The following is a 10,782-nucleotide window of genomic DNA, read 5'->3' on the forward strand; positions in this document are numbered from 1 at the left end:
AACCACGCCAACCATAGCTGATATGAAAAAGCCGTTGTAACTTGCGCCGCTTTTTATTTATCAGCAATAGCGTGAAGAAATACATTTTACAACTCACTGCACTACTGTGGCTTACAGCCACGGTAGGCTTTACCCTACAAGGCTGCTCCAGTACAGATAAACTTAACACAGCAGCCCCTTCCTCAGCAGTAGCCAAAGCACCTGCTTACCAACCTCAACTTTCTTCTGTATCGGTGCCGGTTTCTGTTTCTATTACAGCTATGGAAGACAAGCTGAACAAGGAACTAAGCGGCACCCTTTATAAAGACGATAAACTGGACGATCACAATGTTGCCGTAACAGTTACAAAGAAAGGCCGCATGACTGTCCGGGCTGAAAAGGACAAAATTTACTTCAGTGTTCCGCTGAACATTTATACAAAAGGCCGCTGGAAATGGGACCCATGTAAATTCTGCCCTGCCATCGATAAAGCTGAGGATACTTCTTTTGACATGGTCATTAAAACAGAAAGCAAAGTTGGTTTAACAGAAGACTATAAAATCAGTACAGTTACCAGCGGAGACTTTGAGTGGGGCAACACAAAACCTACACTACAATTAGGCCCTCTTAAAATTGGGTTGGCCCGTTTTATAGAACCAGCCTTGCGCAGCCAGATGAATAACCTGGCAAAGCAGTTAGATAAAGAACTGCAAAGCCGCCTGGATATACGCCAGTATGTAGCAGATGCCTGGCTGATGATGCAGGAGCCTGTAAAGCTGAATGATGAGTTGAATGCCTGGTTAAGCATTACTCCAAAAGAGGTACGCATTGCACCGTTACAGGCTAAGAACGGCACACTGAACACACGCATTGGCATTACGTCTTATATTACTGTCAGCACAGACGGTAAACCTCAGACGCAGATCAACAAAAGCCTGCCAAAACTGGTAACAGACAGCCGTATGTCAGATGATATCCAGATAGGGCTGACGGCTAACATTTCTTATGCACATGCCAGTAAAATGCTACAGGAACAGGTGGCAAAACAGACCTATACGTTTGACGAAGGCAAAAGCCAGGTAACTGTTAATGATGTCTCCATTTCGCCTAATGGAGAGCAACTGGTGCTGATGCTGGATGTGAATGGTAAAACAAAAGCCGGCTTATTTACCAAAAAAATTGTAGGCAAAGTATACCTACGGGGCACTCCTTACTATGATGCTCAGGCCACTTCTATTAAAGTTCGTGATGTAGATTATGACCTCGACACCAAAGACAAATTACTGAGCACTGCCAGTTGGTTAGCAAAGAATAAGTTTAAAGACATAATTCAGGCACAGGTAAACATACCAGTGCAAAGCCAGATTACAGAGGCAAAACAGCTACTGCAAGCTACATTGGATAAATCAGGACGAGTACATGAGTCGGTGTTGTTGCGGGGTAGAGTCCAGGAAATAACTCCTGAGAATATATACCTTACTTCAGAAGGCATAAAGGCTGTCATAAACGCCAAAGGCACTCTAACCGCTACTATAGATAAACTCTGACTCTTCTCCGGAAGAAACAATAACAGAACCGGCTGCTATAACAGGCCGCCGGTTCTGTTTAAGGAGATTACACGAAAGCTCTATTTGATATTAACCATTGTCTTACTTTAGAATTTATCTATTGGAGTCGGGCTATCAAAAACTGCATCAGGAATATAAGTGGGAACCGCAATGTGGAACACCTCAAAATCACTTTGCGGATTGCTCCGGTCACTGGCTAACTTTATGCTACCATAATTTCTGTAATTGGTCCACCGTCGGGTAAAAACAGGGCTTGTATCAGTATAATGCTTAAAAAATGCCCATTGTGTTACCAGCCCCAGCTCTTTATCTATCCAGACCATATATTTACAGTCCGGTGTCAGATTAACGCTATCGCTGGTCATTTCTAAAACAAAGGCATCTGAGTTGTCCATTGTTTTGTCCTGTCCCAAATACTTTAGCCTCACTCCCTCTTCCTGCAGTTTAAAAGGCAACACCAGCCAAAGCGAATTGTTTACCCAGCTGCGATAGGCCAGTTCCTTTAGCCTTAAAGCTTCTTCAGGGTCCTGTACCTCCTGCCCATCCTTGTATGTTTTCCCGCCCTTGGTTACCAAGTCAATAACAGCTACCATGTTCCTTTCTTCCAGGCGATACCTATGCTCTCTTTTGTCCCAAACCTGATATTGGTTATTATAACTCCAGGCAATAAAGCGGGTATTATTCCATTCCTTGCTTCCCCCCATATTCTGGACTACTTGTTGTGCTATAGCTGTAGTGCTATCTGACTGTACGGCAATAGCATAAGCGTTAAAACCCCAGCTTATTATTAACAGTAGCAGCAACATGTGTATCTTATGTCTCATAACTATTGAGATAACTTCTGCAAGTATTCTATTCAGTGCATATTTATGGTATACTCTAAATAACGATTATCAAACTTAACTGTTCTCATTCCGTAACCCAACAAGTATATCTGATATCAATCAACCGCTGTACCTATGCCAAAACCTAATGCTCGTGAAGTTTTCACGATATTAAAATCATCAGTTCCTGAGTTTCTGGACGATTATGCACTAAGGCTTTCTGCGGCACTAGCCTTCAATGCTATCTTTTCTATACCTCCTTTGCTCTTGATTGTAATCAGGGCGGCAGGCTTCTTTTTTGGTGAGCAAGCTGTAACCGGCGAGCTTTACAAGCAGTCGCGTTCCCTGATCGGGGCTGAAGCTGCGGAGGGTATCCAGAATATATTGCAGAACGCTCAGCAAAACCAGGAGAGCAGCGGATGGGCTATGTGGGTTGGTATTGGTACATTGGTCTTTGCCTCTACTACTTTTTTTGCTACGTTACAGGAGTCGCTCAACAGCATCTGGAACCTGAAAGTTAAGCCTAAAAGCGGCATTATGCGGATGGTAAAAGTAAGGGCTATGTCCTTTGGAGTTGTGCTAAGTATTTCGGTCCTTCTGCTTATATCGCTGTTTATCAGTACTGCTATCTCACTTGTTTCCGATTACATCTCAAATAATATTCCTGGCTTAGGAGTTTATGTCGTTCGGCTCATAGATCTGGCAATTTCTCTAGGGTTGATCACACTTCTATTTGCACTTGTGTTTAAGTACATACCCGATGCCCACATTGCATGGCGTGACACCTGGACGGGCGCATTTATAACAGCGGCACTTTTCACAATAGGCAAGTTCCTGATTGGTCTTTACCTTGGCAATAGTAACCCAGGCTCTGCATACGGAGCAGCAGGCTCTATTATTATTATTCTGGTCTGGATATATTATTCTTCTCTTATAGTATTTTACGGTGCAGAAGTAACCCAACAGTACTCTAACCGCTTTGGCAGCAAGATTGTACCTAAAGAGCATGCTGTTTTTGTGGAAGAGCGCGAAGTATCCTACAATCCCAAAGACACCACCAGCACTAACACCGGCAGACCAAAATCAGAAGGAAGCTTTCAGGAGAGACCTAGAGTTTAATGAAAAGCATCCAAACAGAAATAGCTCCTATTAATATATTAATAGGAGCTATTTCTGTTTTAAAAACAATATTCTAGGCTGTTTCTTTCTGTTTCACTGCCAGCTGCCCACAGGCAGCATCAATATCTTTACCACGGCTGCGGCGTACATTTACCTGCTGTCCACGATCTGCCAGGTAATAGATAAACTGCTGTAGGCGGTCGTCATCGGTATTCACGAAATCAGCATTTTCAATGGGGTTATACTCGATAAGGTTAATTTTACATGGGATGATTTTTGAGAAGCGCAGTAGCTCCTCTGCATCCTGCAGTGTATCGTTAAAATTATCAAATACAATATATTCATAAGTTACCTTGCGGCCTGTTACCTGGTGGTAATGTTTTAAAGCATCTTTTATAGCCTCTAATGAGTTTGTCTCATTGATAGGCATAATCTGATTACGCTTTTCGTCGTTTGCCGCATGAAGTGATAGCGCCAGATTAGCTTTTACGCCATCATCAGCCATCTTCTTGATCATTTTGGCAATACCAGCAGTACTCACTGTAATACGTCGGGCAGCCATGCCTAAACCATCATGAGCCGTAATACGCTCAATGCTCTTCATCACATTGGCGTAGTTCAACAATGGCTCACCCATACCCATATATACGATATTAGTTAACGGCTCCCCATACTGCTTCAGGCTCTGCTCGTTTATACGCACCACCTGATCGTAAATCTCTGCCGCATCCAGGTTACGCACACGGTCCATATAGCCGGTGGCACAGAACTTACAGGTAAGCGAGCAACCAACCTGGCTGGATACACAGGCTGTTTTGCGCTCATCATGCGGAATCAGCACTCCCTCTACAATATTGCTATCGTAAAGCTTGAAAGCTGATTTTATAGTACCATCATTACTAAGCTGCTCGGTAGCCACCTGAACTCCGTTAATGGCAAAGTGCTGCTCCAACTTCTCGCGCAGTGCCAGGCTTACGTTGTTCATCTCTGCAAAAGATTGGGCAGAGTGTTTCCAGAGCCATTCGTACACTTGCTTGGCACGAAAAGGTTTCTCTCCCTGCTCTACCAGCCATGCTTTCAGGTCGTCCAAAGACAGCTTACGGATGTCTTTCTTATTTAATATATTTATGTCTGCGATCAAAGTCATACTGCAAAATTACAAAATTACTCATGCTTTAGTTTCAATTTTCGACTTTACTTCATCGGGTAACGGCATTAGTTTGCGTTCTTTATAGTTAAAGCATAACATACCTGTTTTTGCGCGGGCTATTTCCTTATCATGCTGACTCAGTACATGATAAGTAATATCGAAGCCGTACTTACTAAGCTCATTGAAAGCCATCTTCACCGTAAGTAAATCATTATAAAAGGCCTCGCCTTTATAAGCTATGGCTACATCAACCATAATAAGGCTGGCTCCGCCTAAATCCATTTCGCTGTAGCCAAAAGATTGTAGCAGCTGCACCCGTGCCTCGTGTAGTATAGAGAGCAAGGCATCGTTCCCGAGATGCCCCCCGTAGTTCAGGTCAGTGATACGAACAGGAATGCAGGCTGTGAAATGAATGTGGTCAGGAATATCTACTTGCACTCGGGGCATAACAAAGTTCTTTATTGTTGAATTATTTTTAAAACGAAAGCGGAATAACAAAGTATATATTGCCGGCTGGCAGCTACAATGCTTACCTTTGCAAGGTAATACCAAAAAGATGCACCTCGAAATACGACAGACGAAAGATGGCTCAAACACCCTCTATGTACCTGAGTTAAATGAGCATTATCACTCCATACATGGCGCATTGCAGGAGTCGCAGCATGTATTTATTAAAAACGGCCTTGAACATGTGCTTAATACCAAAAAAGATGTTAAAATTCTGGAGGTTGGCTTTGGCACAGGCCTTAATGCTATTCTGACTTATCCGTTTGCTTTGGCTCAGGCAGTTTTTGTACAGTACGACACATTAGAGAAATTTCCGATTAGTGCGGAGGTTGTGGAACAGCTACAGTTCGATAAATTTATCCTGGACCCGGAGTTGTACACAGTGTTCCTGCAGATGCATGCCTGCCCCTGGAACAAGCCCCAAGACCTGATTCCGCACTTCTGCCTGCAAAAGATACATGAATCACTGGAAGAGTTTGTAGTGCCTGAAGCTTATTATGACATTATATATTTCGATGCCTTTGCACCTGAGAAGCAGCCGGAGCTGTGGACAGACGAAATGTTTGAGAAACTTTTTAAGGCAACCCGCCCAGGAGGCATATTAGTTACTTACTGTGCCAAGGGCTCCTTTAAACGCAGCCTGAAAGCTGCAGGGTTTGAGATAGAAGCACTGCCCGGTCCTCCAGGCAAAAGAGAAATGACGCGTGGGGTAAAGCCTATACCAATAGGCTAGGCTTTAGCTCCCGGTAAATACATGTTTTTACCGGGTTTGTACGTTTTGAGAGTATAGACACATTAATAAGCAAGAAACAAACTGTTATGGCATCAGAGTTTTATCAGCTATCGGCCACCTCTCTTCAGGGTAAGGAAACACCAATGGAGACGTACAAAGGAAAAATAGTTCTGGTTGTAAATACTGCCAGTAAATGTGGCCTTACTCCTCAGTACGAAGGCCTGGAAACACTTTATAAAAAGTACAAAGACAAAGGTTTGGTTATACTTGGCTTCCCATGCAACCAGTTTGGCAACCAGGAACCTGGTGGTAAGAAGGAGATTGAAGAAGGTTGCCTGATTAACTATGGTGTCAGCTTTCCGATGTTCGATAAAATAGATGTAAATGGGAATCATACACATCCTGTTTATAAATACCTTAAATCAAAGCTGGGAGGGCTGTTTGGGAGCCGCATTAAGTGGAATTTCACCAAGTTTTTACTTGATGCAGATGGCAAGCCAGTGAAACGTTTCGCCCCTATCACTAAGCCAGAAAAGATAGAGCCTTATATTGAGAAGCTACTGGCGAAAAAACCAGTAACTTGAATCAAGGCCGTAACCATCGGAAGGACTAAACCTGTACTTCCGGTAAAAGTCATCATCTTGTTTGTACACAATGCGACTGCTACCCGAGAGCATATCTAGCAACACCATTGCTTGAAATCAGCTTCGCTTCAACATCTCAGGAAGCACGCCTTCAAAACCTTACCAACCACAGCCGTATACTTTTAAAGTAAAGTTCACCTGAGAAAGTATACCTATGGAAATAAAACAAAATATTAAACAAAATCTTCACCTCGTAGTTGGTGGAGTAGCCGCAGGGCTGGCACTTACCTTGCCTCGCCGTAGTAACTGGCGACTACCTCTTACTACTGTAGCCACCTTAGAACTAGGGCAAGGGCTGTTAAAGAAATATAAACCCTCTCCCTCTGCAGCACCATCTGAAATAGATGATGTAGCGGCACCCGAAAACAGTTATAGTGGTGTGGTAGACGGAATAAATATGCGATGGGAAGAACATGGTGATAACAGCACTGGCAGCATTCCGGTAGTAATGGTACATGGCATTCCGACTCATCCCAGGCTCTGGCGTTACATTATTCCTAAAGTCGCCCGCCCAGGAATACAATGCTTTGCATGGGAACTGGTAGGTTTTGGCTGGTCGATGGAAGAAGGCTTACACCGCGATATTTCTGTTGCGAAGCAGGCTGAGTATCTTTATTCCTGGTTGCAACATAAAGGCATAACCCGTGCCGTGTTTGTAGGCCATGACTTAGGAGGAGGTGTTCTTCAACAGTTGCTAACTCACCACCCAGAGCTGTGCGCAGGCTTAACGTTAGTAGATTGCATAGCTTACAAAAACTGGCCGGTAACGCTGGTACGTTTAGCCCGTTCTATGAACGCTGTGATAGATAAAATACCGGCACCCCTGCTAAAACCGGTTCTTTTGGCTGGTTTTATGAACCTGGGCCACGATAGTGCACAACGTCGCTGGAACTCTTTTGAACTGCACTGGCAGCCTTATGCACGTTCTGTCGGCCCTAAAGCATTTGCTCACCAGCTACGCAACCTAAACTCCGACGATACAGCCGCTGTTGCTGATCAATTGCCCAATATTCAGGCACCCGCTCATGTAGTATGGGGAGATGCTGACCCTCTTGGTATGTCATCCGCTGAAAAGCTGGCTACTGCCCTGCATGCACCGCTTACACGTATACCGAATGGCCGCCACTTTACACCGGAAGATCATCCTAAAGAAGTTGCTACGGCCATTAATGCGGTACTAGGCCAAGTTAAAATAATAGCTTCGGACTCTCCTCGTTAAGTTACAGCCTCTCTTATAGAAAGCCTCACAACGCCTGACAGGTATTGTGAGGCTTTTAGCTATGTTTTGTAGTACCTGCTGCTGACATTATGGCCTTCATTTTACTTATTTCTGGCAAGTATAGTATTCTGGCCTGTACCTAAAGATATTTCATTTATGCAGTGGCCTTTAACTCAGCAATTAATAACATCCTTTCTGCCAGCTACACCTACAGTAGAGACGGCCTCTTTTGCATTATACCTAAAATCAATGCGTTAGAGCAAAAGTAACTTAAACAATAAAAGCGAAAGGTTTCCTTCCGCAGGTAGTTTAACTCTATTTAGGCTCTATCGTAACATTTCTACATTAGCTAATATATTAATAGTAACAGTTAAACTTTAGAGGCTGGATAAACTAATTTTTAACTACGGCTATATTACATTATCAATCTTGCAGACGTATTGCTAATGATATTACTGTTTGCTTTAACTGACATTAATTATGTTCTTCAAAAGATCATTCATAATAGCAGCTGGCGTAGTCCTTTTGCTGATCTCTATCAGAATTGCGCTCCCTTACATAGTAAAAAAATATGTAAACAAAACGCTTAATGAACTACCTGGCTATTCCGGTCATGTAGAAGATATTGATCTGTACCTTTACAGAGGAGCTTATAAAATAGAAGGATTGTTATTAGAAGAAGAAGGAGGAAACCCAAAATATCCTTTTCTGAAAGTAAGCGAAACTGATCTGTCGATTGAGTGGAAATCGCTATTGAAAGGCAAGCTTGTTGGAGAAGTAACAATGGAAAGGCCTCAGCTAAACATTGTTGCCGAAGAAGAGAAAGCTGCACCAAAAGAAGAACCTTCTAAAGACAGCTGGACAGAAGTAGTAAAAGACTTGATACCTATCACTATCAACAGGTTCTCGGTAAACAATGGCAAGCTGGCTTATCTGGATTTTAATACAGAGCCCCATATTGATCTTCACATAAACAACATGCAGTTGACAGCCCTGAACCTGGCAAATGTTGAAGAAGCTGGAAACGAATTACCTTCTACTATAAGTCTCACAGGGAAATCGGTTGGTGGCGGTTCGTTGAAAGGAAAAATGAAAGCCAACCTGCTAAAAGATATTCCTGACTTCAACATGGACATGGAGCTTACGCAAGTAGATCTCACAAGCATCAATGACTTTATAAAAGCATATGGCAAGTTTGATGTGGAAAGGGGGCAGCTAGACCTGTATAGTGAACTGAAACTAAAGGATGCCCAGCTTAATGGTTTTGTAAAGCCTTTTTTTGAGAACGTTAAGGTCCTGAACTGGAAGAAGGACAAGAAAGAAGATGGCTTTTTCCATGCAGCCTGGGAAGCCGTTGCAGGTCTTTTTTCAGAAGCAGCAGAAAACCAGAAACGAGATCAGATAGCTACTAAAGTGCCTATAGAAGGCAATATTAACCAACCGGACACAGATGCCTCCAAAACCTTTTTAAACATATTGAGGCATGCCTTTATCCAGGCTTTCAACAAAGGCATTCAAAATGAGGCGCCAGCAGAGGATAGTTAAACTCTCTAGCACATTTTTGTAAATAAACATCCCACATTACTTAGTATTGTGTGGGATGTTTGCAGCTCCCTTTGCCATGCCTACAGCGACTGGCCTAACAGTTTAGCCACTTCCTCGCCTACTCGCTTGGCAGACGTGGGGTTCTGACCTGTTACAGCCTTTCAGAGACTTTTACCTTCTCCTAAAAGTTTGGTCCTGGTGTATGATTGGCGCCTCTTTGCCTCCAGCAAAAATGGCACTACATTGGTTAGCTCTTTGGCTTCTTCCTCAGCATTGGTGAAAGCAGCCACATAGGCTTTTCTCTGTACCGGCAAAGGTCTTTTAGTATGCCTGGCACTTCAGCGTTTCCCAGAACTCCTTGCTCACCTTGTCTTCCAGGTTAAAGCCGTTAACAAGAGCCTCACCACCTTTCAAACTAACGTAGTCAATTTCATAACCAGCTTTTGTCAGCACTTTCCAAGGGTGCGCTGCTTCAGATAAAAAGAAATCTGCTTGTTTTATTAAATGCACTACCCCGAAATGCTTAGCAAAGCTATAGGCTGACATAGCCAAACCTATCTACCATTTTGAGGTATGGAACTGCGCTGTAGTTCTGGTTTATGCATAGCAACATACCCTAAACAATTTCATTTGAGTAAAGAAGATATTGTTGTGATGCGGCTGGATAACAAAAGTTAATGGCTGTCAGTACTCCTCTACTTTACCTAAAACCAAGCCCACAACCAGGAATAATTATATTTATAAACAGTTCAATTAAATGTATTCAAATTATCTTTTTCAAAGTTCTTCACAGCATATATTTATGTAATCATAATGCTTTGTTTTTCAAAATAAAGAACTAATTTGTGCAATTATTAAGCACCGAAAACAAATAAACAATAATGAAAACTCTACTAAGAAAAGTTATTAAGCCGTTCCTGCCAAAGTATGAAGTGGTGTGCCACACATATCATGTTATTCCTGGGCTTCCGGTAAATAAAAACCAGTCAACGCATTCTTTTGAAAAAGGTGCAGAAGCAAAGGCAAGAGAGTTTTATAGCAAAGTAATCGCCTCCGACATTACCAGAACAATGGCTCCTGTAGAGGTTCATTTAAAGAGAAGAGGAAAAACAATAGAGCGAGCAGAGTTTGGGCCTGTAAAGGACCTGCAGAAGTTTAATATTGTTTATAAAGGATAATTTACTATTGCCTTTCACACAAGCCTATCCAGCTACGCTGGATAGGCTTGTGTGTTTTAGCTGTTAAAGCAATGCAAGTGAGACAGCAGGTATAATAAGTACTGCTACATTAGGTTTGACCTTTGCCTCTAAACTTTCTGCTGACTTAACTCTGCTAACTTCTCTTCTTAGAACCTTGTGCCCCCATCATTCTAGCTTTTACCAAGCATCCAGCAGAAATACCTGGTACCATTTTAGATAAGCTATAATTTATCTTACATAGTATAAAACAATAAGTATCTTGGAATAACTAAAGCTATTCTCAATCATCATATAA

General features: G+C 42.5%; 12 protein-coding genes. 7 read left to right on the forward strand and 5 right to left on the reverse strand.

Annotation, left to right across the window (positions count from 1 at the left end):
- The first annotated feature begins 71 nt into the window (after positions 1-71).
- A complete protein-coding gene (locus LN995_RS08765) occupies positions 72-1,526 on the forward strand; it encodes a DUF4403 family protein (RefSeq protein ID WP_229960426.1) in 1,455 nt (484 codons plus the stop codon).
- A 107-nt stretch (positions 1,527-1,633) separates the two neighbouring features.
- Here LN995_RS08765 and LN995_RS08770 read toward each other — a convergent pair whose 3' ends face one another.
- The gene (locus LN995_RS08770) at positions 1,634-2,371 is read right to left on the reverse strand and encodes a hypothetical protein (RefSeq protein ID WP_229960428.1); all 738 of its coding nucleotides are present in this window, start codon (positions 2,369-2,371) and stop codon (positions 1,634-1,636) included.
- Between the two features lie 135 nt (positions 2,372-2,506).
- Between LN995_RS08770 and LN995_RS08775 the strand changes: the two genes are divergently transcribed.
- The gene (locus tag LN995_RS08775) at positions 2,507-3,490 is read left to right on the forward strand and encodes a YihY/virulence factor BrkB family protein (RefSeq protein ID WP_229960430.1); all 984 of its coding nucleotides are present in this window, start codon (positions 2,507-2,509) and stop codon (positions 3,488-3,490) included.
- 73 nt (positions 3,491-3,563) lie between these two features.
- Here the strand turns inward: LN995_RS08775 and rlmN are convergent, their stop codons facing one another.
- Complete coding sequence (rlmN, locus tag LN995_RS08780; protein ID WP_229960433.1) at positions 3,564-4,637, reverse strand: 23S rRNA (adenine(2503)-C(2))-methyltransferase RlmN; 1,074 nt, start codon at positions 4,635-4,637, stop codon at positions 3,564-3,566.
- Positions 4,638-4,658: 21 nt separating this feature from the next.
- A complete protein-coding gene (locus LN995_RS08785) occupies positions 4,659-5,087 on the reverse strand; it encodes an acyl-CoA thioesterase (RefSeq protein ID WP_229960435.1) in 429 nt (142 codons plus the stop codon).
- Positions 5,088-5,196: 109 nt separating this feature from the next.
- Here LN995_RS08785 and mnmD point away from each other — a divergent pair, with 109 nt between their 5' ends.
- From mnmD to LN995_RS08805, 4 genes are all read left to right on the forward strand, one after another.
- Positions 5,197-5,880: a tRNA (5-methylaminomethyl-2-thiouridine)(34)-methyltransferase MnmD gene (gene mnmD / locus LN995_RS08790; RefSeq protein ID WP_229960437.1), complete on the forward strand. Its 684-nt coding sequence runs from the start codon at positions 5,197-5,199 to the stop codon at positions 5,878-5,880.
- An 86-nt stretch (positions 5,881-5,966) separates the two neighbouring features.
- Positions 5,967-6,464 carry a glutathione peroxidase gene (locus tag LN995_RS08795; protein ID WP_229960440.1) on the forward strand — a complete coding sequence of 166 codons (498 nt, stop codon included), beginning with the start codon at positions 5,967-5,969 and terminating at the stop codon, positions 6,462-6,464.
- A gap of 214 nt (positions 6,465-6,678) precedes the next feature.
- Positions 6,679-7,743 (forward strand): alpha/beta fold hydrolase, encoded by a 1,065-nt coding sequence (locus LN995_RS08800; RefSeq protein ID WP_229960442.1) that lies wholly within the window; start codon positions 6,679-6,681, stop codon positions 7,741-7,743.
- Positions 7,744-8,223: 480 nt separating this feature from the next.
- Positions 8,224-9,288, forward strand: a complete 1,065-nt coding sequence (locus tag LN995_RS08805) for a DUF748 domain-containing protein (RefSeq protein ID WP_229960444.1) — start codon at positions 8,224-8,226, stop codon at positions 9,286-9,288.
- 161 nt (positions 9,289-9,449) lie between these two features.
- Here the strand turns inward: LN995_RS08805 and LN995_RS08810 are convergent, their stop codons facing one another.
- Both LN995_RS08810 and LN995_RS08815 read right to left on the reverse strand, forming a co-directional pair.
- The gene (locus LN995_RS08810; protein WP_229960447.1) at positions 9,450-9,602 is read right to left on the reverse strand and encodes a hypothetical protein; all 153 of its coding nucleotides are present in this window, start codon (positions 9,600-9,602) and stop codon (positions 9,450-9,452) included.
- A gap of 7 nt (positions 9,603-9,609) precedes the next feature.
- Positions 9,610-9,834, reverse strand: coding sequence for a type 1 glutamine amidotransferase family protein (locus LN995_RS08815; protein WP_229960449.1), 225 nt, complete (start codon positions 9,832-9,834; stop codon positions 9,610-9,612).
- A 335-nt stretch (positions 9,835-10,169) separates the two neighbouring features.
- Here LN995_RS08815 and LN995_RS08820 point away from each other — a divergent pair, with 335 nt between their 5' ends.
- Complete coding sequence (locus LN995_RS08820; RefSeq protein ID WP_229960451.1) at positions 10,170-10,466, forward strand: hypothetical protein; 297 nt, start codon at positions 10,170-10,172, stop codon at positions 10,464-10,466.
- The last annotated feature ends 316 nt before the right edge of the window (positions 10,467-10,782 follow it).

It is taken from the genome of Pontibacter silvestris (genome assembly GCF_020907275.1).
In the GTDB taxonomy this organism is placed as follows: Bacteria; Bacteroidota; Bacteroidia; order Cytophagales; family Hymenobacteraceae; genus Pontibacter; species Pontibacter silvestris.